The sequence below is a fragment of the Actinosynnema sp. NPDC023794 genome (assembly GCF_040639675.1).
In the GTDB taxonomy this organism is placed as follows: domain Bacteria; phylum Actinomycetota; class Actinomycetes; order Mycobacteriales; family Pseudonocardiaceae; genus Actinosynnema; species Actinosynnema luteola.
This window is the reverse complement of the sequence record NZ_JBFAFR010000013.1, coordinates 191556-216337: the sequence shown is the minus strand read 5'-3', so window position 1 is coordinate 216337 and position 24782 is coordinate 191556. Positions and strand designations below refer to the sequence as shown.

Here is a 24782-nt window from a genome sequence, read left to right as displayed (position 1 = left end):
AACTCCTCTGCGTGACAGGGACGGACAGCGGCGGCGTCCGACCAGGTTATGGTCTGGACCAAACCGCTGTCACTGACACGACCGGACAAGAACGCACGGAGTCGAACAGGGTTGGTCGTCGGCCGTGCCGGAGCGCACGACGAGGCCGCCGGCGGTTCCCGGCCCGGCGGCAGATCGGGGCGCGAACCGCGCCGAACGGACCCGAACGGTCCGGTAACGTGGTCGACCACTCGCTTCGGGCACGTCGGACGGGGAGCTGCGGGGTGCGACAGGACGACCGGCCGGTGACCTCCAACCACGTCGGCGGGAACGTCCTCGGCCCGAGCGTGCAGGCCGGGGTGATCTCGGGCGACGTCCACATCCACCTGGGCACGCCGCCGGACGCCGCGCCGGGTGAGCTGCCCGTCGGTGAGCTGCCCGTCGGCGCGCTGTCGTTGATGCAGGCCCAGGTGAGGGCGGCGGACGAGCTGCCTTACCGGCTGCCCGGGGCACGGCGGCCGTCGTTGGCGACGGTGTACGTGCGGCAGGACTTGAGCACCGGCGCGGAGGAGACGCACACCGAGGCGTCCCGGCCCACCCCGATCCTGGACGGCCACGGTCGGCTCGTCGAGGTGCCCCGCCCGCCGACGCCCCGGGTCGCCGTGCGGCCTCCGGCGCGGGCCGTGGAAGCGGCGTTGGACGGTGACGAGCACCTGCTGATCACGGGTGGCGCGGGTCAGGGCAAGTCGACGCTGTCGCTGCGGCTGGCTGCGGACCTGGCCGCCGGGTGGTGCGGCGAGCCCGGTGGTGTGCCGATGAGCGAACCGGTCGTGCCGTTGCGGCTGACCGCCCGTGAGCTGGCAGCGCGGCTGGACCTGCCGTTCTCCCAGGCGTTGGCGGACAGCGCGCAGGCCGAGTACGGCGCGCTGTTGCGCGGTCCGATCACGGCGGACGTGCTGGGTGACCGGGTGGCGGGTCGGCGGTGGCTGCTGCTGGTGGACGCGTTGGACGAGGTCGCGGTGGCCGCGGACCGGGACCGGCTGGCGTCGGTGCTGGCGGCGTGGGCGTCCGGTGGGCCGTACCGGATCGTGGTGACCACGCGGCCGGTGGAGGGTGCGGCGCTGGCTCCGCTGTACCGGATCGGGGCGGCGCGCTACGAGCTGCTTCCGTTCGACGGTGAGGCGCTGCGGTCGTTCGCGCACAACTGGTTCGCCGAGGAGGGCGACGAGACCGCGGACCGGTTCCTGCGCGAGATCCGCGAGGCGCACCTGGACGAACTGGTCCGCGTGCCGCTGCTGGCGACCATTGCGGCGATCGTGTTCGCCCGGCAGGGTGACCGACCGCTGCCGGACAACCAGTACGAGCTGTACGAGGCGTACCTGGCGTTCCTGCGGTCGGCGCGGACGTCGGCGGGCCCGTTCGAGGCGTTCCGCGACGACCTGCTGGAACACCTGGGCCGCACGCGGTCGGAGACCGACACGTCGCTGGTGTCGGCGGCCCGGTCGTGGGTGGTCGACCACGTGCCGCCGACCTCGCTGCCCGTCGACTGGCCCGAGGCGCTGACGGCGTTCCTGGTCTTGGTGGGTCCGTTGGTGATCCGGGGCGACGACCTGCGGTTCCTACACCACAGTTTCGCCGAGCACCTCGCCGCGACCTCCCTGGCCCGCGAGTTCCCCGCCCGGTTCACGCCCGGGCACGACGGCTTCGTGCGCACCGTCCACGCGGCCAGGCCGAAGGAACGCGGCCGGTTCGCCCGGTCGGTGCTCCTGCACTACACACGCCTGCGGCCGACCGAGGCCGACCCGCTGGTCCGGTGGCTGCACGACGGCGACGCCGAGACCCACCTGCTGGCGGCCCGCCTGCTCGCCAAGCGGGTGCCGACGAGCCGTGAGGTGGTGGACGCGTTCCTGGGCGCGGTGTGGGGCTGGGCGATGACCACCCAGTACCCCGGCTCCGACATCCTCGCCCAGACCAGCCGTGCCACCCACCACCCTGGTCTGACGGACTGGCTGGTCGCGCTCGTGCGCACCGGCAACGCGCCCGCCGACTCCCGGACCGAGGCGGCGTCGGCGCTGGCGACCCGGCTGCGCGGTGAGCACGAGGCGGAAGCTCTCGGCTACCTGACCGCGGTGGTGGACGACCCGTCGGCGTCGGTGTCCGAGCGCTTGGCGGCCGGTGAAGCGTTGGCGGAGTGCGGCGCGGGTGAACGCGAGGCGTCCGCGCGCGGCCTGCGGGCGGTGCTGGCCAATCCCTTGGCCTCCGGTTACGCGTGTCGCACGGCGGCTGTCGTGCTGGCCGCGTTCGGACCGGACGACCGGGCGTTCGCGGTCGAGGCGCTGACCGGGTTGACGACCAGCGACGAGACCCCGTCGGACGACCTGGTCGAAGCCGCGACGGGTCTGATCGAGATCGGTGCGGAGTTCTACGAGCACGGCGCGGAGGTGTTCCGAGCGGTGCTGCGCGACCCGGTCGACAGCGTGACCGGTCGCCGTGACGCCGCGCTCGGTTTGGCGTCCCTCGGTCCGGACCTCGCCGCCGAAGCCGCCGAATCGCTCACCGCCCTGCTCACCGACCGGCGCCGTTCGGTCTTCGACCGGACGAGGATGGCGGCGACGCTCGGCGAACTGGGACCGCAACACCGGAGCGACGGCGCGGCTCGTCTGACGGCAATGCTGGAAGAGCCCGGCCTCGACGCGGTCGACCGGTGGCAATGTGCCATCCGGCTGGGCGAGTTCGGGCCGGAGGCCGCCGAGATAGCGGCTGGACAACTCCGGCGATTGATCGCGGACGGCCGCTCGACCGCGAACACCGTCATGTTGGCCGCTCATGCACTGGCCGACCTCGGCCCGGAGCACCACGCGGAAGCCGCCAGGGAATTGTGGGAGGTGGTCGGTGAACCGGGCAACACCGGGCTCGTCCCGATCAACGCGCTGTGGTACCTCACGGATCTGGGCGAACCGCACCGGGCGAAGGCGGTGGCACACCTGAGGCGACGAGTCGCCGACACGAGCCTGTCACCGCAGGACCGGGAAACGGCGGCGGATCGGCTGACGCTCCTGGGACCGCAATTCCACGACGAGGCCAAGGCCGCCCTGGTCGCACTCGCCAGGAAGCAGGCGGACAGCGAGGTGATCCTGCGCGCGTGGCGAGACTTGCTCAACCTCGACACGGCACACCACCAGGAGGCGTTGGCCGGGTTCTTGGACGCTGCGCGGTCAGTGGACCACCACATGTTCGACGGTGCCGCGACATTCGCGAAGTCGGATGTCGACCACTACCGGATCGCGGAAGCGCTGTTACCCGTCCTCACGTCCTCCGGACGCGGTTTCCGGGCTCGGACCTCCGCTGCCGAGGCTTTGATCCACCTCGGCCGAGCATTCCACACGGCCGCGGTCGAGCACCTGTGCGACCTGCTGCGCTCGGCAACCGCGCCGGAGTTGAACTTCGCCAACCTGATGGGACGGTGCCGCAATCTCGGTGTCGGCCATCGCGCTGCCCTGGCCCGCGCGCTGAGGGAGGCGCTCCACCGGGAAACCCGCTCGGCGACCGGTGTCTGGCGCGTGGTGAAAGCACTGGACCGGCTCGGCTTCGGTAGCGGGGAAGACGTTCTCGCAGCACTTCGATCCGTGGTCTTCGACGGCACGGCCGAGGCGCGCGTTCGCGGCGAGGCCGCCGTCATGCTGGCCCGACTCGCCGCAGACGATCACGCGCACATCGTCGCGGAGCTGCCCCTCGTTCGCGAGGCGGTGCTCGGGCTCGCCGGCGGAGGAGTCGAAGTCCTGCCTCGACTCTTGGCGGTCATGGCGGACCGCGACGCACTCGGCCACGTCCGCGAGACCGCCGCCGCCTTGGTGCACGAGCTCGCACCGGCTGAACCGGACCGCGCGCTCGGCGTGATCCGGAGCCGGGCGGAAGACGCGCTGCTGAACACCGCGCTGCGCGTCGACGCGTACCTGAACCTGGCCGAACGCGACCCCGACGCGATGGACGACGCCATCGCGTTCGACCGGGGTTTGTTCGATTCCGACGAGGAAACGCCCTTGCGACGGCAGGCCGCCGCCTATGGGCTCGCCAAACTCGACCGGCGTTTCACGTCCATCGCACTCGCATTCTTGCGGCGGTGCGGCGATGCCCCCGCCACCACTGCGGACGAACAGATCTCCAGCGTGAGATGGCTGGCGGGAATCAAGCCGTCGGCCGCGAAGGAGATCGTCCGTCACGTGGACTCGCTGATCCGGCAGTACAGGTCAGGGCCCGCCCGGCATCTGGTGTCCTGGCTGCCCAGGAAGGAGCGGACGGCGGTGGAACGCGTGCTGCTCGCCGATCGTTCGCTATCCCCGGATGGGCGGGTGCCCGTGGCGGATGTCTGGGACGACCTGCCGCTCGCCGCCGAGGCGGAGGCCGAGGTGCGCGACGCGCTCACCGCGCCAGAGACGTCGTCCGGGGAACGGGTCGCGGCAGCAGCGGCGTTGGCCGGGTTGTCGACCGAGTTGGTCCCGGAGGCCGTCCAGGCGCTGGAGGCCATGGCGTCACCCCGCGCGCGGAGGGCGTTGGCCCGGTCGACGCCCGCGTCGTGGCGTCGGGTGGTGGACGAGGCGCTGAGCAGGGTGGCCGACTCCACGCTCGCGACCACGGAACGGGTGCGGGCAGCTCGCCTCGTCGTGGAGGTCACCACGACGCTCCCGGAGCCCGTGGCGGAGCTCCTGCGCACGGTGATCGGCGAGCCGCGCACCTCGGACCGGGACCGGCTGGAGTTCCGGTACGCGTTGCGGCCGCACGACGGCCTCGATCCCGTGCGTGCGATGCGGGACGACGGTGAGCTGTCCCCTGCGATCCGGCTGCAAGCGGCCGTCAAGCTGGTCCCCTACGACGTGGACGACCGCGCCGCCGCCTTCCGGGTTTCGCACGACATCGCGACCGACCCGGCGGTACGGCCGGTGCTGCGGGCGCACGCGGCCTACGACTTGGTGCAACTCGGGACCGAGGGACGGGAGCGGGCCACCGAGGTGCTGCGTTCGCTCGTGGCCGACACAACCATGCCGACCACGGTGCGAATCCAGTCGGCGCGCACGCTGATCGAGTACGCGCCCGCGGCGCGACGTGCGGCGATGGCAGCCCTGCGCGGTCTGTCGGAAACGCCGGACCCGCTGCTGCGCGGGAAGGCGCTGAAGGCCGTCGGGCTGCTCGAACCGACCGAAGCGGCACTGGAACTGGTCGCCATGGCGCGCGACGAAGGGATCCCGGCGGTGGCGCGGGTGCGGTGCGCGGAGGCGGCGGTCGGGTTGTCGCCGGACGTTCGGGAGAAGGCGGCGGTGGCGGTGCGGGTGGTGGTGGCGGACGAGTGCCTGCCCCGGCACGTCCGCCGGCACGCCGCCGCGGACCTCGCCAGGTGGAGTGAGCTGTGCCGGGAAGAGGCCCGGGCCGTCCTCGCGAGGTAGCCTCGGTGGTCGGCACAGTGAACGGAGCGGGACGATGAGCGGGGACCAGGAACCGGTGATCGACGCCGAGATCGTGGAGTACGAGGCGGCCCCGGTAGTGGTGCCGCCCAGCGACTACACCGAGGACGGCGTGCCCACGTTCGAGCACGTCCGGGACCGGATCGAGAACCGGGTGGCCACCGGCATCGGCGCCGAGGAACTCGCCGAGGCCACCCCGGAGGCCAAGGCGGTCGAGGACCGGTTCGAGGCACGGCGACAGGCCGGTATCGACAAGCTCGAGGAAATCCGCCGTTCGATGCGCGGCGACGCCTAGTGGCACGTCGCAGGGGGTGACCCGGTAATTCCTGCTACCGGCTGACAGGTCTGGCTGGTCCCGCACGTCGAGTGCGGGAGGTGGTCGTGGCTCGTCGACCGGGTGTGCTCGTCCGGGCGTTGTCGATGGACGAGGGCCGGACGTTGCAGCGGGTGACCAGGACGTCGAGGGACCCGGTGCGATCGCCGCGGGCGATCGTGGTGTCGGTGCGGCCGGCCGTGCCCGGACCCGCGCGTCCGACTCCACCACGTCGCCCGCTCCCGCCAGACCCGCGATCGCCGCGCGGACGGCCCGGCCCGTCACCGTCGTCAGGCGGCGAAGTGCGCCTTCACGGTCGCGATCTCCTGGACGAAGAGGGCTTCCAGGTCGTCCAGGAAGCCGGCCGGCGCGCCGGGGACCACGCGGAACTCGCGCTCCCAGTCGATGAAGCTGCGGCCCGGTTCGTTCGTCACCGGCCGGACCCGGTAGGTGGCCACGTAGTCCACGATGAACAGCACCTGCGCGACCGAGCGGTAGGTGAGCGAGCGGTCGGTCTCCGAGCGGCCGACGACTTCCTCACTGGCCAGGTCGTGGTTGGGCAGGAGGGTGAACTCGAACGTCGACGGGACCTTCTTCGCCGAGCCGCCGTGGGTCCAGTGGGCGTTCTCGATGCCCTCGCCGAACACGATGTCGAGCAGCACCATCATGTCCCGGACCTTCGCCCACACCTCGTCGACGTCTGCGTCGAGGACGGCTGAGTGGTAGACGGAGTACTTCGGCGACAGGGCCATGGTCGGTCTCCTAGTGCGTGGCGAGCACTTCGGGGGAAGCGCCGCACGGGCGGGCCGCGGGGTGCGTGCCCAGTTCACCAAGTCGTCGAACACCGACGTCGTGTTACCGGACGCCGCCGACCACAGCCCGCCGAGCAGAACGCCGCCATCGCCTCGGGCCACCGCCGGCGCAACGTCCGAGCCGAACCCAGCCGGCTTCGCCACCGACTCACCCATCCGCACCTGAACGCATTATCCGGTCAAGGCTGCGTGACCTGCCACCAGCTCCGTCCCGACGCGGCGGAAGCCGAATATAGAGGACATATAGCGGGACAACCGGTTACCGGAACGGAATTCCCTAAGGTGCTCGGGGTTGGTCCACGACCCTGACGGATCCTGGGGGATCTCTTATGAATCGTGTTCTACGCCGAGCCGCCACCCTTGCCGTCGGCACGGTCCTGCTCACCGGTTCGGCGGTCATGTCGGCCGCGGCCACGCCGTCGCGGGTCGGGCTCCAAGCGGCGCTGGACGGTGCGGTCGCCGTCGGTGCGCCCGGCGCTCTCGCCGGTGTCCTCGACGAGGGCGGGCAGTGGTACGGCCACAGTGGAGTCGGCGACCTCGCCGACCGCAGCGCGCCCAAGCCGCGCGGCCAGTTCAGGGCGGGCAGCGTCACCAAGACCGTGGTCGCCACCGCCGTGCTGCAGCTGGTCGGCGAGGGCAAGGTCCGGCTGGAGGACCGGATCCAGGACCGGCTGCCCGGGCTGCTGCCGTACGCCGAACCGATCACCGTGCGCCAGTTGCTCCAGCACACCAGCGGTATCCCGTTCACCGAGCGGTGGGCCGGCCTGCCGGAGATCGACACGACGCGGTGGCAGCACCAGCCACCGGACGAGACGATCCGGAAGGGGACCGAGGGCAAGCCGTTGTCCTTCCCGCCCGGCCAGGGCGTGGAGTACTCCAACACCAACTACGCGGTGCTCGGCAAGCTCGTGGAGAAGCTCACCGGCCGGTCGTTGCACGCCGAGTTGCAGCGGCGCGTGCTGGACCGGGCGGGGATGCGGGACAGCTACCTCCCCTACCGCCACCCCCACGTCGACCGGCCGGCCGCGCGCGGTTACGAGAGGCTGCACGGCCCCGACGCCGCGCCGACCGACGTCACCGACTACGAGATGTCCCGGTTCTGGGGCTCGGGCAACCTGGTGTCCACGGTCGACGACCTGAACCGGTTCTTCCGCGCCCTGCTCGCGGGCGGGCTCGTGCCGGCGGCGCAGGCGGCCGAGATGCGCGCGACCGTGCCGAGCGGGATCCCGGGGCTGGAGTTCGGGCTCGGCCTGATGCGGATCCCGCTCCCGCCGGGCTGCGCCGCGCCGGAGATCTGGGGCTTCAACGGCTCCGTGCCCGGCTACCACACGTGGACGATGCACTCCCCCGACGCCCGGCGGCAGGTCTCCGTCGTCGTCACCACGAACCTGACCTCGGTCGCGGCCCAGGACGCCGCGCTCCAGGCGGTGTTCGCCGAGTTCTGCGGAGCGGGTCAGCAGGTCACGTCGCGCGCGGGCGCGGTGGCGAGCAAGTAGGAGTCCGCGGCGGCCCGGGTGCACGCGTTGGCGTGGTAGACGCCGTGGCCCGGGCCGTCGAACGTGACCAGGTGCGAGCCCTTCGCCTGCCGGTGCACGGCCTGCGCCCACCGGTAGGGCGTGGCCACGTCGTAGCGACTGGTGAGCAGGAGGAGCGGCGGCGCCTGGTCGACGTCGAGGCGGTGCGGCGGGTTGGTCGGGCGGTCGGTGAACCCGATGCACGTGGCGGCTTCCTGGTGGCCGAGGAACGTGCCGCGCAGCGTGGGCGCCGCGCGCAGTTCGGCCTCCCGCAACGCCCGGTACTCGGCGAAGTCCGCGAACCGCAAGGCGAAGTCCTGGCACACCACGGCGTAGCGCAGCGAGTCGTAGTTCGGCTCGAACGACATCCGCACGCCGCCGACGTCGGCGATGAGCGACGCCAGGCTCTCCCACGCACCGCCGCGGAGCTCGGAGAACGCGCCCTGGATCAGCCCGTCCCGGTCCCAGCCGATCTCGTCGGCCTTGTCCAGCGCCCGCTCCCAGGCCGCGTGGACGTCCTGGCCGTGCAACGCGCACGTGGCGTTCTCGGCGCACCACGCGACGAACACGCCGAACGCCTCCTCCACGGCCCGCGCCCGGTCCAGCAGCAACCGTGGCAGGTCGGCGCTGTGGTCGATGAGGCCGTCCAGCACCATCGAGCGCACCCGCGGGCCGAACAGCTCCGCGTACTGCTGGCCGAGCAGCGTGCCGTAGGAGATGCCGTAGAAGCTGATCAGCCGCTCGCCCAACGCCTTGCGCACCGCCTCCAGGTCCCGCGCCGAACGGGCCGTGTCCACGTGGTCGAACACCGGGTGGCGGGCACGGCAGTCGTCGCGCACCGCGCGGTTGTGCGCGGCCAGCGCGGCGAACGCGGCCTCGTCCGCCGGGTCGTCCCCGGGGTTGCGCGCCATCAGGTCGGACGAGCACCGGATCGCCGAGCTGTTGTTCGTGCCGAGTTGGTCGAAACCGACGACGTCGAACCTGGCCCGCACCTCGGCGCTCAGGTACGGTGCGCGCGCGAACTCCGCGGCGGACCCGCCGGGACCGCCCGCGTCCACGAACACCACGCCGATCCGGCGAGTCGGGTCGGTGGCGCGGACCCGTGACACGGCCAGGTCGGTCCGCGGGCCGCGCGGGTCGGTCCAGTCCAGCGGGACGGACACCGTGCCGCAGTCGGCCGCGGGCTGGTCCGGGCACGGCTGCCAGGCGATCGTCGCCTCGGCCTCGGCCCCGGGTGCGACCACCAGCAGGCTCGCGGCCAGCGCGGTGACGAGCAACGTCCGCATGGAGACCCCCAACCGTGAACGCAGGCGTGCAGTCTCGCGACGCCGCCGCGCCGGGCGCAACCCCCTGCACACGCCGGGCGCCGGACCTGACCTAATTCACATATCTGTCCGTCGGGCGCGCAAATGCAGGCAGCCGGTTCACGAGTATGACCACCAAGGACCGCATTTGTTCACAAGCATGACCAGCCCGCATTTTCACCGTGGTCCCGTTGACCTGCCGTTGCGGACCTCCTAGCATCCGACGGGAAAGTGGTTTCCCGTCCTACGGCGCAATGAAGCACCAGGGGGCATCGTGTCTTCCACTGCGTCGGAATCGGTATTCCCTACGCCACGGAGACGTATTATGCGCGTGAAACCCATGATTGCCTGCGTCGGCCTGTTAGCCGGCGCTCTGGTCGCGGTGGCGTCGTCCACCGCGCAGGCCGCGCCCACGCGGTACGAGGCGGAGAGCTCACCGGCGGTCTGCTCCGGCTCGATCGACACCAACTGGAGCGGGTACAGCGGTAGCGGGTTCTGCAACGGCGCCAACTCCACCAGCGGCTACCTCCAGTTCACCGTCACCGCCGCGGCCGCGGGCACGGCGACGGTGGGCGTCCGGTTCGCCAACGGGACCACCACGGCCCGGCCGGCCACCCTGCTCGTGAACGGGTCGACGGTCCAGTCGCCGTCGTTCGAGGGCACCGGCGCCTGGTCGACGTGGGCGACCAAGACGTTCAGCGTGCCGGTGAACGCGGGCAGCAACACGATCCGGTTGAACCCGACCACCTCGGGCGGCCTGCCCAACGTCGACCACCTCGACGTCGAGACCGGTGGAGAGCCGCAGCCGCAGCCGCCCGGCGGGCTCGTCGGCTGGGCCGCGCAGGCCGGTGGCACCACCGGTGGCGCGGGCGGCTCCACGGTCACCGTGAGCACGTTCGCCGACTTCCGCACGCAGGCGCAGTCCGCGGGCGCCAAGACCATCCTGGTCAACGGCATGCTCAGCGGCACGGGCACCGTCGAGATCAGCGCGGACAAGACGATCCGGGGCGTCGGCTCCAGCTCGGGCATCTCCGGGACCACCCTCAACATCGAGGACATGAGCCCGGCCAACGTGATCATCCAGAACATGAACATCCGCGGGAAGGTCGGCGGCGACGCGATCCAGATCGAGAGCGCCACGCACATCTGGATCGACCACAACACCATGTCCAGCACCATCGAGGACAGCCCCGACCACTACGACGGCATGCTGGACATCACCCACGCCGCGGACTACATCACCGTGTCGTGGAACGTCATCCGCAACCACTGGAAGACCTCGCTCGTCGGCCACTCCGACGGCAACGGCGGCGAGGACCGCGGCCACCTGCGGGTCACCTACCACCACAACTGGTTCGACCGCACCTTCGAACGCAGCCCGCGGGTGCGGTTCGGCGAGACGGTCCACGTGTTCAACAACTACTACAGCAACGTCGACAACAACGCCGACTCCTACGCCATAGCCTCGCTCATGGACGCCGGCCTCCTCGTGGAGGGCAACGTCTTCGAGAACGTGCAGCAGGCGTGCTGGTCGGCGAGCGGTTACGCGGACTCCGACCCCGGACGTCTGGTGGCCCGGGACAACTCCCTGACCAGCTCCGGCCCGTGCGAGGTCAACGGCACGGTGGCCGCCATCCCGTACAGCTACACCGCCGACCCCGTCGGCACGGTGAAGACCTCCGTCACGGCGGGCTCCGGCGCGGGCAAGCTCTGACCCCACGTCCTGGACACGGCGGCGACCGGCACCGGCCCGGTCGTCGCCGTTCCGGTGGCCGGCGCGACGTCCTGGATGTCACCCTGGACCGCATGGGGGATGTGCGGAGATCGATCGCGGTGGTCGGACTGGTCGCCTTGGTCGCGGCCGGGTGCGGCGGTCGTTCGGAGGCCGACTACGAGCGCGTGGCGAAGGGGCCGGAGGCCTCGGCGGACCGGATCGCGGCGGCGGAGTCGGGCCGTGCGCGGGTCGCGGCGCTGCGGGCGGCGGTGCCGTGGCACGGGTGGCCGGAGCACTCGCTGGACCAGTCGTGCGGTGTGGCCGATCACCGGCACATGTCGCAGGTGTTCGGGCCCGACAACGGTTATGTGAGCTGCTCGACCGTCGTCGTGTGGTACGCGGGTTTCGACGGGGACCTGGCCGAGGAGATCCGGCGGTTCGACGGTCTGGCCACCGGGGCGGGCTGGTCGGGCAGCGAGTCGGACGTCCACATGTCGATCGACTACTACGCGATGTACCGGGGCAGGCCCGAGGGTCCGCGCACCTACGACGCGAGCAACCTGCCCGGTCTCAAGTACAACGGCACGCGTGACGACGAACAGCGCGGTTCGACGTGCGGCGGGTCGCGCGACGACTGGACCCTGCGCCAGCGCTGGTTGGAGGCCGGACAACCGCTGCCCGCCCACGAACCGGACGGAGCGGACGCCCTGGTGCGCGACTCCCCGACCCTCCTGCACGACAAGCAGCCACTCGACCACGCGGCGGTGAAGACGGCTTTGCTGGCACAGCACCGCTACGTGGCCGTGACCACGCTGTCGCTGCACTGCTCCTACTCCCTCGACTGAGCCCCGCGCGCACAGGTCCTGCCCGGCGCGTGGCCGCCGTCCGATAGCGGGATGCCCGACTGGCGGACGCGGTCGACCACCAGCCGGGCAGCACCGCCGTGGTGCTCAGCCCAGGAGCGAGGCGAAGCGGGACAGGCCGTACTCGGCGACCCGCCGGCCGATGACGACTCCGGCCCCGTCCGCCGCGCGCGTGTGGATGCCGGACCAGACCCGTGCGTCCACGTTGTCCTTCGTGAGGTCGGCCCACCGCTGGTAGGTCCGCGTCACGCCGGGCGCGTGGGACTGGTGGCGGTGAACGGCGGCCGCGCGGACGGACCGGCGAACGCGGTCAGCACGGCCTCGGCCGCGCCGGCGTAGGTGTTGTGGCCGCTGGGGTAGTCCGGGTGCGCCGGCGTGTCGTGCAGCGGAGTCCGCTGTGGATCGGTCGTGGCCCGGACGGGGGCACGCGGCGCGGCGAACGGGGCCTGCGGCCGGATCGGTCAGGTTGCCGGGTTCGGGTGGAACTCCACGTGGGTCCGGATGGTGTCGACGGCGGAGATGCCGTAGACCTCCTCCACCGCGTTCGCCGCCGCGTGACAGGTGCGGAAGCGCTGGAACGGCGTCAGGCCGAGCCGGCTGATCTGGAGGTAGGTGCAGTTGAGCAGGAACCGGTGGCGGAGGAAGTCGGGGCTGCGGAACACGGCCTCGCGGTAGGCGCGGTTGCCGGGCATCGGCACGTGCGTCGGCCGGGTGCCGGGCCGGTCGGCAGGCGGTCCGGCCTGCGGTTCGATCGGCGGTTCGGCGGGCGGTTCGGTCGGCATCGGCGGGAAGACCAGGTCCTGCTCGATCAGCGGCTCGACGCGTCGGCCGTAGTCGTGGCACCGGGCGGCCCACCGGCGGGCGTACGGGGTCGGGTTCGCGCCGCCGGCCAGGGTGGCGAGCACGGCCCGCGTCCGGGCGACCAGGGTCTCGCGGTGCGCCTCGTAGTGGTCGTCGAACACCGCGCGGACGGCGTCCGGGTCGGCGCACGAGCTCAGGAACCCCTCGGCGTGGGAGCGGTAGGACGCGAAGCCCGTCGTGACGGGCGGGCACGCGGTCACCGTGGTGGCCAGCATCAGCTCCAGCGCGATCAGCTCCTTGGCGTCGGCGCCCGCGCGGGCCCGGTCGAGCATCCGGAACAGCAGGTTCGTGCTCTCGGAGGCGAACGAGGCCATCAGCTCGCCGGTCTCCGCGCTGCGGATCACGTGCTGCCTGGTGTCGTAGGGCTGCTCGTGGATCGAGTTGTCCGGGAACCACGGCACGAGCGGCCCGCGCTCCTGCTCGCGCCGGGCCAGGAGCCGGTGCTGGGCGAGGTCGTGCGCCAGGTCGGGCTCGGTGGTGGACGGGTGCGCGGCCAGGTACTCGCCGACCACGGCCTCGATGCGCGGCCGGACCACGCGCGCCCACGTCTCCGGGTCGGTCTTGGCGAACAGGCGCAGGTGCGGGCCCTGCCGCCAGTGCCGGGCGAGGTAGAGGCCGTCCACGCGCGAGCGCAGGTGCTGGAAGACGGGGCGGACCGCGTCGAGGATGAGCCGGTCCTTGTCCGGGTCGTAGTAGTAGACGTGCAGGCTGTGCCAGGTGGTGCGGGTGTCCAGGTCGGAGCGTTCGGTCTCGACGGTCACAGCGGTGCCACCTCGTCCTGGTGATCGGGGAGTTCGGACAGCGTTCGGGCGGCGGGGGAGGCCGGCCGCGCCTCCGTGGCCGCCGGGGGCCGAGGCGGTTGCACAGCAGGTGCGCGCAGCGCAGGACCACGGATCGAGAGCCACCACGCCGCGAGGCCGTCGGTGCGGGTGAGGTCGGCGGGGTCGGACGACGCGTGCGCCCACAGCCGCCGGGTCTGGTCGCGCGGGTCGTCACGGCGGTCCCGCCGGTCCCACTCGGCCAGGCGCTCGCCCTCGGCGCGGCGACGGGCGACGGCCTCGTGGTCGCCCTGGGACCAGCCGCCGACCTGCCCGGTCCGGGTCGGTTCCTCGCACAGCGGGGCCGTCTCCCGGGTGACGAGGAGGTCCTGGTCGCCGCGGCGGAAGACGTGCGCGCCGACCCAGTCACGAACCGGTTCAGCCATGCCGGTCCGTCGCGGAGGGCTCGAAGACGTGGGCCGGGATCGGCGCGGTGCAGCCGCAGGAACGGCGGTCGTGGCGTGCGGTCGATGAACGCGTCGCGCGGCACCGGTTCCCTCCAGACTTCACACCGACGCGGGGGCGCGGCACCGTCGAAGTCCCGCACCCCGCAGGTCGATCAGCTCACGCGGATCACCGTGGGACCACTGCCCGGGTCGGGGGTCAACCGACGGCCTCCCACCGGCCGCCGCGGTCCCACTCCTCGCCGCACTCGTCGCCGGACGCGCCGAGCTCGGTCTGCCCGTGTCCCTGCGTCAGCTCTTCCGGACCCACCGCCGGCACCACACCGATCATCCCGCCCAGGAGGTCGTCGAGGTTCCGCACAGGCTCGGGGACAGTCATGGGATCACTTCCAGGATCGGGATCGTGGTGCGCCCGAACGGTTCGCCCGGTCCAGTGCAGCACGGCCGATCCGGTATCCGGCGTGAAACCACTCGTGCGGGTTGCCCGGGCCGATCCCCCGGCCGCACGCCCCGTGGTCGGCGCCGGCGCGCCACGGCGGTTCTCCGTCACCTGGCCGTGGTCGGCTCGTGCCGCTTGGTGCGCCACCGGTAGTCAGCCAGGCGGTCCGGTCACCGCAACGCCGGGTCGAGGAGCCCCCGGAAGGAGGAAGGACGGCGCGTGCAGCGGACGGGGCAAGCCGAGGACGGCGTCGGTGGACGCGCGAGCGCCGTCGGAGTGGATGCGCGGTGAGGCGGCGCGGTGCACGACCGGTCCGCCTCGGCCTGCGGCAACCGGCAGTCGCCGAACGTGGCGCCGCCCGCCGTGCGGTCCGTCGCGCGCCCACCGGCAAGTCCCGGGTGTCGGTCCGGCCGTCGGCGAACCGCACCCGGACCGGGTCGCCGCTCGCACCTGGTGGACCGCGCTCGTGTCGGGTGGGGTGACTGCGTACGCGCACGAGAAGACGGCCGAACCACAGGCCCACCACCGGAGGTCGCCCGGTCGGGTAGGGCAGACCTCGACGCGACACGCTCGGCCCGCCAGTCCGCTGTGGACGGCACGGCAGCCGGAAGCGCCGTCCGCGTCGAACACCGGTCCGGGTGAACCTGGCGGTCTGCGTTGGCGGGGCCGTGCAGCGGCCGGCAAGGCTGGTGGCGGACCGGGCCGGCGGCGGCGAAGGGTGAGGCGTGCACACTGCGAACGATCACGAGGACCACTCCGTCGCCATCGTGGGTGCGGCCTGTCGGCTGCCCGGCGGGATCGACGACCTCGGCGGGCTGTGGCAGGCGTTGGTCGACGGCCGGGACCTGGTCGGCGAGGCGCCGACCGACCGGTTCGACCTCGGCCGGTTCACCGACCGGGACCTGCCGCGACCGGGCAAGGGCTACACCACGGCGGGCGGGTACCTGGACGACCTCGCGGGGTTCGACGCGGCGCACTTCGGCATCTCGCCGAAGGAGGCCGGGCAGATCGACCCGCAGCACCGGTTGCTGCTGGAGCTGGCGGCCGAGGCGCTGGACGACGCCGGGATCGCGCGCGAGGTCCTGGCCGGCAGCGACACGGCGGTGTTCGTCGGCATCTCCGACAACGCCTACGGCACCCTGCAGATGGTCGACACGCGCCGGATCAGCGCCTACACGATGTCCGGCGCCGCGTCCTCGATCGCCGCCAACCGCATCTCCTACTGCCTCGACCTGCGCGGACCGAGCATGGCCGTGGACACCGCCTGCTCCTCGTCGCTGGTGGCGTTCGACCAGGCGTGCCGGGCGGTGCTGGACGGCACCAGCCGCACGGCCTTGTGCGGCGGGGTGAACGCGTTGGTCAGCCCCTACCACTACGTCGGTTTCTCGCAGGCCTCGATGCTGTCGAGGACAGGCCGCTGCTCGGCGTTCTCCGCCGACGCCGACGGGTTCGTGCGCGCCGAGGGCGGCGGGTTGGTCGTGCTCAAGCGGCTCGCGGACGCCCGGGCCGACGGCGACCGGATCCACGCCGTGGTCCTCGCCAACGGCAGCAACAGCGACGGCCGCACCATGGGCCTTTCGCTGCCCAACGCCGACGCCCAGGAAGAGTTGCTCCGCGCGGTGTACGCCAGGGCCGGCGTACGCCCGGACGAGATCGCCTACTTCGAGGCGCACGGCACCGGCACTCCCGTGGGTGACCCGATCGAGTGCACTGCGATCGGCCGGGCGCTGGGACGCCACCGCACCGCCGGTCCGCTGCCGATCGGGTCGGTCAAGACCAACGTCGGCCACCTCGAACCCGCCTCCGGCATCGTCGGCCTGCTCAAGGCCGTGCTGGTGCTGCAGCACCGGCTGATCCCGCCGTCGCTGCACGCCGATCCGCCCAACCCGGACATCGACTTCACCGGCCTCGGCCTGGCGGTGGTCACCGCACCGCGCCCGATCCCCGGCGACGACCGGATCGTGGCCGGCGTCAACTCCTTCGGCTTCGGCGGCGCCAACGCCCACGTCGTGCTGGCCTCGCCGCCCGCGCCGGAGCCGGTCGAGCCGCAGGGCGACGAGCCGCGTCCGGTGCTGGTGTCGGCGAGTTCACCCGAAGCGCTGGAGCAGGCCACCGCCGACCTCGTCGACCACCTCGGCCGCTCCGAGGACTTCTACGACCTCGCCTACACGACGTGCGTGCGCCGCGGCCACCACCGGTACCGCCGGGGGGTGCTCGCCACCGGACCGGCGGAGGCCGCCCGCCTGCTGCCCGACGCGACGCCGGTCGAGGCCGTCGGCGAGGGCCGGATCGGGTTCGCCTACTCCGGCAACGCCTCGCAGTGGGCCGGGATGGGCGTGGACCTGTTGTCCGACAAGGATTTCCGGGTAGCCGTGGAACAGGTGGACACCGCGCTCACCGCGTACCTCGGCTGGTCCGTGCTGGACCGCCTCACCACGGTCACGGCGGACGAGCTGGCTGCCACCGAGATCGCCCAGCCGCTGCTGTTCGCCGTCCAGGTCGGCGTGACCGAGGTCCTGCGCGCCAACGGCATCGTGCCCGCGGCCGTGCTCGGCCACAGCGTCGGCGAGGTGGCGGCCGCCTGGGCCGCCGGCGCGCTGCCGCTGGACCAGGCCGCCTGGGTGATCGCTGAACGCAGCCGGGCCCAGGCCCCGACCGCCGGTGGCCGGATGGCCGCGGTGCCGCTGTCCGCCGACGACCTGCGCCGGCTGCACCCGGCGGCGGAGATCGCCGGGATCAACACGCCCAAGGACGTCACCGTCGCAGGCCCTGCCGACGCCGTCGCGGCCCTGGTCGCCGACCTCGAAGCACACGACGTCGCCTGCGCCGACCTCGGCCTGGACTACGCCTTCCACACCGCCGCGATGGACCCGGTCCGCGAACCCCTGTGCGCCGCGCTCTCCGGCCTGAGCCCGGCCGGCACCACCATCCCCCTGTTCTCCACCGTCACCGGCGCCGTGATCGACGGCGCCGAGCTGGACGCGGACTACTGGTGGCGCAACGTCCGCGAGCCGGTCCGCTTCGCCGACGCCGTCACGCACGCCCTGGCCGACGGGGTGGACGTGCTGGTCGAGATCGGCCCGCACCCCGTGCTGCGCGGCTACTTGCGCAAGCTCACCGCCGCACGACCGCAGACCCCGACCGCTGTAGTGCCGACCCTGCGCCGCGACGCCGACGGCCCGGCCGCCACCCGCGCCGCCGTGTCCACCGTGCTCGCCGCGGGCGGCCGGGTCGACCGCGACCGCTACTTCCCTACCCTCGGCCGCGTCACCGACCTGCCCGCCTACCCCTGGCAACGGGAGCGGCACTGGGAAGGCACTCCCGAGCAGTGGCTGCGCACCAGCGGCGACGGCCGCGTCCACCACCCGATGCTCGGCGAACGCCTGCCGTCGCCGCAGCCGTTGTGGCAGGGCCCGGTGGAACCGGTGCTCGTGCCGTGGCTGGTGGACCACCGGCTGGCGGGCTCGGTGGTGATGCCGGCCGCCGGGTTCGTGGAGATGGCTCTCGCCGCGGGCAACCGGGCCCTCGGCCACCCGGTGGAGGTCAGGCACCTGGAGATCAGCCGACCCCTGGTCGTGCCGTGGCCCGACGCGTCGAGCGCGCACACGCAGGTCTCGGTCGACCCGCGCGCCGGCACCGTGACCATCACCAGCACCGACGGCGCCGATCCGGATCCGCGTGCGCACGTCCGCGGCCGGGTCCGCCGGCTGATCGGCCGAGCGCCCGGACCGCAGGACCCCGAAGCCCTCCGCGCCGGTCTGAGCCGCCGCGTCGACGGCGCCGACCAGTATGCCGAGCTGGAAGGGCTCGGCCTCGGCTACGGCCCCGCGTTCCAGGTGCTCACCGAACTGCTCGTCGGTGACGGCCGGGTGCTCGCCTCCTACCGGCACGACGGCCCGGCGGACGACTTCGTGCTCCACCCCGTGCTGCTCGACGGCGCCCTCCAGGCGGGTGCGCCGCTCATCGCCCGGAGGCTCCGGGAAGACGCCTTCCTGCCCGCCGCGTTCGACGCCCTGCGGGTGTGGCGCACCCCGGCGAGCGAGGGCCTCGTGCACGTCCGAGAACGGATGCTCACCTCCAACGAGGCCTGTTGGGACATCACCGTGCTGGACCCCGACGGCACGGTGACCGTCGAGGTCGAGGGCGCCCGGATGCGCCGGATGGGCGGGACGGAACGGAGCGGGGTCCGGCGCGGGCACACCGTACTTCGCGCCGCCCCGCACCACGACGAGCCGGCGCCGCCGAGCCCGTTGCCCGGCGCGGACGAGCTGCTGGCCGCCGCACGGCCCAGGCTCGGGGAACTCCGGGAGACCTCCGAAGCCGGGCTGACCCGCGCCGGCGAGCTGCACGTGGAGCTCGCGGCGCACTGGATCGTCGAAGCGGTGCGTGACTCGCTGCCGGGGGCGGTGGAGTTCTCGCTCGGTGACCTGGTGGCCTCGGGCCTGCCGACCAAGCACCTCCGATTCGTGGAACTGCTGCTGCCGCGGGCCGAGGCGGCGGGTCTCCTGCGGCCGGTGGCACCGGGGCGGTGGCGGTTCTCCGGGACCGTTCCGGACTCCGACAAGCTCCTGCGCCAGGTGTTGGCCGAGGTGCCGTCGGCCGCCGTCGAGACACTCACCGCCCTCACCTTCAACCACGTGGTCGGGTTGCTCCGGGGCGAGGCGGACCCGTTGGAGCAGCTGGCCACCGACGAGAACCAGCGGCTGTTGGCCCAGTTCTACGACCTCGGACCGGTCAGCCGCTTCCACAACCTGGTGGTCCAGGAGTTGCTGCGGCAGGTGGTCCGGCGGTGGCCGGCGGACCGGCCGCTGCGGGTCCTGGAGGTCGGCGCGGGCACCGGCGGGCTCACCGCGGCGGTGCTGCCCGTGCTGCCCGCCGACCGGACCCGCTACACGTTCACCGACGTGTCGTCGTACTTCACCTCCCGCGCCGAACAGCGGTTCGCGGGCCGTGACTGGGTGGAGTTCGGCACCTTCGACCTGGACCGCCCGCCGGCCGAGCAGGGTTTCGCCGAGGGCGCGTTCGACGTCGTGCTGGCCGCCAACGCCCTGCACACGGCCAAGGACCTGACCCGGGCGCTGACGAACGTCGCGGCGCTCCTGGCGCCCGGCGGCAGGCTGGTCGCCCACGAATCGCACAACCCCGTCGTGCTCGCGCCGGTCTTCGGGCTGTTGGACAGCTTCTGGCACGCCGAGGACCGGGCGCTGCGGCCGGACACCGTGCTGCTCGACCACGACCGGTGGCCGGACCTGCTGCGCCGAACCGGTTTCACCGACGTCGTGCAGACCGGCGCCGAGACCACGCGGCTGCGCCGTGACTTCTCGGTGCTGATGGCCACGGCGCCGCACGTCGACCGCGACCGGCCCGCGCTGGCGCCGGGCGATCCGGACCTGCGCTGGACGTTGCTCCCCGAGACCGACGCCGAGACGCCGCTGGGCGAGCGGACCGCACGGCTGCTGCGCTCGGCGGGCTGCCCCGAGCCGCGGGTCGTGCCGGCCGCGGCGTGGACGCCGGACGGCACCGACCCCGTGCTGATCCTCGGTGAACCGGGAACGCCGCTCCTGGACCGGACCACGCGGTGCGCGGCGCTGCTGCGGTCGATCGCCGGACGACCCGGCGCGGGCGCCGTGTGGCTGGTGACCCGGCCTTGTGGCGCGATCCCGACCGAGGTCGAAGCGCCCGGCGACGCGGCGGTCTGGGGCGTGGCTCGCGTGGTCGCCAACGAGTGCCCCGACGTCGTGGTGCGGCGAATCTCCCTCGCCCGCACGGGCGATCCCGCGGAGAGGCTTGCCAGGGAGCTGCTCGCACCGGGCGCGGAGGACGAGATCGCGCTCACGCCCCACGGCCGGTTCACGCCGCGCGAGGTCGATCTGCCCGCCACGGTGCCCGATCCCGCCGCGTACCAACTGGAGGTGCGCTCACCCGGCTTGTCCTACGAACTCGGCTGGTGTGCGGTCGACCGTCCCGAGCCGGGGCCGGGCCAGGTGCGGGTCGCGGTGCGGGCCGCCGCGCTGAACTACCGGGACGTCATGCAGGCCACCGGGTTCCTGCCGGCGGAGAGCTACGAGTTCACCGGTCTGCACTCGCCCGGCCTGGAGTGCGCGGGCGTGGTGACGGCGGTCGGCGAGGGCGTGACCCGGTTCGCCGTCGGCGACCGGGTGGCCGGGCTGGCGCCGGGCTCGCTCGCCTCCGAGGTCCTCGCGCCGGCGCGCTCGTTGATACCGGTGCCCGGGTCGATGACCGACACCGAGGCGGCGACCATGCCGGTCGTGTTCGGCACCGTCGTCTACGGCCTGGGCAGGCTGGCCCGGCTGGCGCCGGGCGAGACGGTGCTGGTGCACGGCGGCGCGGGCGGTGTCGGGCTGGCCGCCCTGCAGTACGCCCGGGCCCGCGGGGCCACCGTGATCGCCACGGCGGGCAGCCGCGCCAAGCGGATCCTCCTGCACACCCTCGGCGTCGAGCACGTGCTGGACTCGCGCAGCCTGGACTTCGCCGACGAGGTCCGCCGGCTGACGGGCGGGCGCGGGGTGGACGTCGTGCTCAACTCGTTGGCCGGTCCGGCGATCGTCCGCAGCCTGGAGCTGTTGCGCCCCGGCGGCCGGTTCGTCGAGCTCGGCAAGCGCGACATGTACGAGGACAACGACCTCCCGCTGCGCCCGTTCGTCAACAACCTGGCCTTCTTCGGCGTCGACCTGTCCGCGCTGTCGACCGACCCGGTGGTCGCCGAGCGGCTGCTCGCCGAGGCGATGGACGGCCAGGCCTACCGCCCGTTGCCGCACACGGTCTTCCCGGCCGGGCGGATCGGCGAGGCGTTCCGGCAGCTCCAGCACTCCTGGCACGTCGGCAAGGTCGTGGTGTCCTTCGACCCCGGCGCCGAACCGGTGACGGTGACGGGCGCCCCGGCGGCGCCCGCCCTCGACCCCGGCGGGACCTACCTGGTGACCGGCGGGCTGGGCGGGTTCGGCGCGGCCACCGCGCGGTGGCTGGCCGGACGCGGCGCCCGGCACCTCGCCCTCGTCGGTCGACGCGGTGCGGACTCGCCCGAAGCGCCAGTGCTGCTCGCCGAGCTGGCGGCATGTGGGGTGCACGCCACGGCGCACGCCGCCGACGCCGCCGACCCGGAGGCCATGCGCCGGATCGTCACCGAACTGGATCCACCGCTGCGCGGTGTCGTGCACGCCGCGATGCACCTGGACGACGCGCCGCTCACCGAACTGGACGACGAGCGCTTCCGCGCCGTGCTCAGCCCGAAGCTCGGTGGCGCGGTCGTGCTCGACGAGCTGACCAGGGACCTCGACCTGGACCTGTTCGCGCTCTACTCGTCGGGCGCGGCGCTCGTCGGCAACCACCAGCAGGCGCCCTACGTGGCGGGGAACCTCTTCCTGGAAGCCCTGGCGCGACAACGCCGTGCCCTCGGCCTGCCGGGCACGGCGATCGCGTGGGGCGCCATCGGCGAGACCGGTTACGTCGCCCGCAACAACATCGAGGCCACGATGTCCGCGATCGGGATGGACCCGATCACACCGGCGGACGCGTTCGACGCGTTGGGGGAACTGCTGGCCGCGGACCACGCGGTGGCCTGGGTCGGCCGGTTCAACTGGTCGAAGTTCAGCGCCCTGGTGCCCGCCCTGCGCACGCCGCGGTTCGGCGCGCTGGCCCGACCATCCGAAGTCGCCGGCGGCGAGCGCCAGGACGAGCTGATCCGCCAACTCGGCCGGATGGCGCCGGAGGAGGCGGTGGCCACCATCTCCGAGCAGGTCATCTCGCTGCTCGGCGAGGTGCTGCGGATGGACCCGGCCGCCATCGACCACCACCGCCGCATCGACCACTACGGCATGGACTCGCTGATGGCCGCCGAACTGCTGGTCTCCGCCCGCCGCCGGTTCGACGTCGAGATACCGCCCCTGGAGCTCGCCCGGTCCGGCGGCACGGTCGCCGACATCACCGAGCTGATCCACCTGCGCCTCGGCCTGCGCCGTCCGGAAAGGATCTCCTCGTGACCGCGCGCCGACCGGCACGGGCCTCGCTCGTGGACACGATCGCGCTCGGCGCCCTGGTGCTCGTGCCCACGCTCGCCCAGGGCGCGATCCTGCGACGGCGGCGCATGGTCGGGCTGGCCGCCCGGTGGGACACCAACGACTGGGCGTGCCGCCTGCTGCGCCGGCTGCGCGACAAGCACGGCACGGGACCGTTGCTGGTCAAGGTGTTGCACCGCCGGGTGTTGCTGCTGCTGTCGCCCGAGGACGCCCGGCAGGCGCTGGCGCGGACCACGGTCTCGCTCACGGCCGCCAGCCGGGACAAGGTCGCCACCCTCGGCCACTTCGAGCCCGGCGCGGTGCTGCTCTCCCGCGGCCTGATCCGGGAGGAACGCCGCCGCTTCAACGAGTCCGTGCTCGACTACCCCAAAGCCGACCACCACCTGTGCCCGGCCTTCGACGCCGTCATCCGCGCCGAGGCCGCCGACCTGATCGGCCGCACGACCGGCCGCGGGGCGGAGCTGACCTGGGACGAGTTCGTGCGCACCTACCGGCGGATCGTGCGGCGGGTGGTCCTGGGCGACGCCGCCAAGGACGACGAGCAGCTCACCGCGCTGCTCGACACGTTGCGGGCCGACGCCAACTGGTTCCGGCTGCGCCCGCGGCGCGACGCGTTGCGGGAGCGGTTGTGGGACCGGGTGCTCCGCTACCTCGACGAGGGGTCCGGCGGGTTGGCCTCGTGCGTCGCCGAAGCGCCCCAGACCACGCGGACCCTGCCGCAGGCGCAGGCCCAGCACTGGTTGTTCGCCTTCGACGCCGCCCCGATCGCCACCTTCCTGGCGCTGGGCCTGCTGGCGGGGCACCCGGACCGGACGCGCACCGACCACGACTACCTGCGCGCGTGCGTGCGGGAGTCGTTGCGGCTGTGGCCGACGACCCTGGCCATCCTGCGCGACACCACCCGGCGCACGACCTGGTCGGACGGCAGCACCGTGCCGGAGGGGACCGCGGTCGTCTACTACAGCTCCTACTTCCACCGCGACGGCGACCGCCTGCCCTACGCGGACCGGTTCGAGCCGGAGGCGTGGCTGGACGGGCGGGCGTCGGAGGACTGGTCGCTCGCGCCGTTCAGCCGGGGTCCGGCCGAGTGCCCGGGGCAGCACCTGGTGCTCTTCACCAGCGCCACCCTGCTGTCCGCGTTGCTCGACCAGGGACTGCGGCAGGTCGGCGGCGTCCGGTTGACGCCCGACCGCCCGCTGCCCCGCACGGCCGACCACCACGCGCTGCGGTTCGCATGAGCCGGCTGATCGGGCGGCTGCTCTTCTCCCGGTCACGGGTGCGCCCGGCCCGGTTGCGCCGGGCGGTGCGGGACCGGGTCGTGGTCGTCACCGGCGCCTCGCACGGCGTCGGCAGGCAGACCGCGCGGCAGTTGGCCGACGCGGGCGCGACCGTGCTCGTCCTGGCCCGGTCGACGCACCTGCTCGACGAGCTGGTGGCACAGATCCGGGCGCACGGCGGGCGGGCCGACGCCTACCCCGTCGACCTCGCCGACTTCACCGCCGTGCGCGAGGTCGCCGAGCGGATCCTCGCCGAGCACGGGCCGGTCGACGTGCTGGTCAACAACGCGGGCAAGTCGATCCGGCGCTCGGTCGAGCTGTCCGGGCGGCGGTTCCACGACTTCCGGCGGCTCACCGACGTCAACTACCTCGGACCGCTGCGGCTGACGCTCGAACTGCTGCCCGCCATGCGCGCGGCCGGGCGCGGCCGGATCGTGTCGGTGTCCACCTTCGCCGCGCGGATGCCGCCGTTCCCCCGGTGGGGTGGCTACCAGGCGTCCAAGGCGGCGTTCGACGTGTGGCTGCGCGCGCTGGCGCCCGAGGTGGCCGGTGACGGCGTCCGGGTCGTGCCGGTCTACCTCGGGCTGGTGGACACCAGGATGAGCGCGCCGCTGCTGGCCACGGGCCGGGTGCCGGCGTTGGACGTGCGGGACGCGGCGCAGACCGTGTGCGCGGCGGTGTGCACGCGGCGGCACAGCCTCGGTCCGTGGTGGTGCCTGCCCGCCGAACTGGGCGCGGGGTTGGTCTCCCGGCCGCTGCGGGCGGTCCTGGCGTGGTGGTACCGCCGTGGTCGGGACACGCCGGCCGCGGTGCGCGCCGCCCGTGCGGCGGACTGGTCGAGACCGGAGTCGCTCCCCGTCCAGGCCGAGCGCCGGCCGTCGCCCGGACGGGTGCCCGTGTTCCGTCCCGACCGGTCCGAGCAGCCGTGACCACGCGGTGTGGGCGCCGGTCACGCGTCCGGGGAACGGCCGGTCACCCGAGCCGACGCGGAT

General features: G+C 73.1%; 15 protein-coding genes. 8 read left to right on the top strand and 7 right to left on the bottom strand.

The annotated features are described in order from the left end of the window. Positions 1 to 263: 263 nt before the first annotated feature. Positions 264 to 5417 carry a hypothetical protein gene (locus AB0H12_RS25685; protein WP_499625973.1) on the top strand — a complete coding sequence of 1718 codons (5154 nt, stop codon included), beginning with the start codon at positions 264 to 266 and terminating at the stop codon, positions 5415 to 5417. A 34-nt stretch (positions 5418 to 5451) separates the two neighbouring features. Further along, complete coding sequence (locus tag AB0H12_RS25680; RefSeq protein ID WP_499625972.1) at positions 5452 to 5730, top strand: hypothetical protein; 279 nt, start codon at positions 5452 to 5454, stop codon at positions 5728 to 5730. Between the two features lie 308 nt (positions 5731 to 6038). Here AB0H12_RS25680 and AB0H12_RS25675 read toward each other — a convergent pair whose 3' ends face one another. Beyond that, entirely contained in the window at positions 6039 to 6500 is a 462-nt protein-coding gene (locus tag AB0H12_RS25675; RefSeq protein WP_499625970.1) for an SRPBCC family protein, read from the bottom strand. Between the two features lie 389 nt (positions 6501 to 6889). Between AB0H12_RS25675 and AB0H12_RS25670 the strand changes: the two genes are divergently transcribed. After that, positions 6890 to 8056, top strand: a complete 1167-nt coding sequence (locus AB0H12_RS25670; protein ID WP_499625968.1) for a serine hydrolase domain-containing protein — start codon at positions 6890 to 6892, stop codon at positions 8054 to 8056. On the opposite strand, the gene AB0H12_RS25665 is transcribed toward AB0H12_RS25670, so the two are convergent. Beyond that, a complete protein-coding gene (locus AB0H12_RS25665; RefSeq protein ID WP_499625966.1) occupies positions 8014 to 9360 on the bottom strand; it encodes an alpha/beta hydrolase in 1347 nt (448 codons plus the stop codon). The genes AB0H12_RS25670 and AB0H12_RS25665 overlap by 43 nt on opposite strands. A 358-nt stretch (positions 9361 to 9718) precedes the next feature. Here AB0H12_RS25665 and AB0H12_RS25660 point away from each other — a divergent pair, with 358 nt between their 5' ends. After that, positions 9719 to 11092: a pectate lyase family protein gene (locus AB0H12_RS25660; RefSeq protein WP_499626008.1), complete on the top strand. Its 1374-nt coding sequence runs from the start codon at positions 9719 to 9721 to the stop codon at positions 11090 to 11092. Between the two features lie 92 nt (positions 11093 to 11184). Beyond that, a complete protein-coding gene (locus AB0H12_RS25655; protein WP_499625965.1) occupies positions 11185 to 11937 on the top strand; it encodes a hypothetical protein in 753 nt (250 codons plus the stop codon). Between the two features lie 105 nt (positions 11938 to 12042). On the opposite strand, the gene AB0H12_RS25650 is transcribed toward AB0H12_RS25655, so the two are convergent. From AB0H12_RS25650 to AB0H12_RS25630, 5 genes are all read right to left on the bottom strand, one after another. After that, positions 12043 to 12204, bottom strand: coding sequence for a hypothetical protein (locus AB0H12_RS25650; protein WP_499625963.1), 162 nt, complete (start codon positions 12202 to 12204; stop codon positions 12043 to 12045). After that, positions 12201 to 12341, bottom strand: a complete 141-nt coding sequence (locus AB0H12_RS25645; protein ID WP_499626006.1) for a hypothetical protein — start codon at positions 12339 to 12341, stop codon at positions 12201 to 12203. Before AB0H12_RS25645 ends, AB0H12_RS25650 begins: the two co-directional genes overlap by 4 nt. Positions 12342 to 12416: 75 nt before the next feature. After that, entirely contained in the window at positions 12417 to 13577 is a 1161-nt protein-coding gene (locus AB0H12_RS25640; protein WP_499625962.1) for a thiopeptide maturation pyridine synthase, read from the bottom strand. Then, positions 13574 to 14020 (bottom strand): hypothetical protein, encoded by a 447-nt coding sequence (locus AB0H12_RS25635; RefSeq protein ID WP_499625960.1) that lies wholly within the window; start codon positions 14018 to 14020, stop codon positions 13574 to 13576. The genes AB0H12_RS25640 and AB0H12_RS25635 overlap by 4 nt, the downstream gene beginning before the upstream one ends. A gap of 217 nt (positions 14021 to 14237) precedes the next feature. After that, positions 14238 to 14417, bottom strand: coding sequence for a hypothetical protein (locus tag AB0H12_RS25630; protein ID WP_499625958.1), 180 nt, complete (start codon positions 14415 to 14417; stop codon positions 14238 to 14240). Between the two features lie 785 nt (positions 14418 to 15202). Between AB0H12_RS25630 and AB0H12_RS25625 the strand changes: the two genes are divergently transcribed. From AB0H12_RS25625 to AB0H12_RS25615, 3 genes are read left to right on the top strand one after another with little or no spacing between them, the layout of a single operon-like run. Beyond that, positions 15203 to 22477 carry an SDR family NAD(P)-dependent oxidoreductase gene (locus AB0H12_RS25625; protein WP_499625956.1) on the top strand — a complete coding sequence of 2425 codons (7275 nt, stop codon included), beginning with the start codon at positions 15203 to 15205 and terminating at the stop codon, positions 22475 to 22477. Then, positions 22474 to 23751, top strand: coding sequence for a cytochrome P450 (locus AB0H12_RS25620; protein ID WP_499625954.1), 1278 nt, complete (start codon positions 22474 to 22476; stop codon positions 23749 to 23751). The genes AB0H12_RS25625 and AB0H12_RS25620 overlap by 4 nt, the downstream gene beginning before the upstream one ends. After that, positions 23748 to 24719 (top strand): SDR family NAD(P)-dependent oxidoreductase, encoded by a 972-nt coding sequence (locus AB0H12_RS25615; protein ID WP_499625952.1) that lies wholly within the window; start codon positions 23748 to 23750, stop codon positions 24717 to 24719. Before AB0H12_RS25620 ends, AB0H12_RS25615 begins: the two co-directional genes overlap by 4 nt. Positions 24720 to 24782 lie beyond the last annotated feature (63 nt).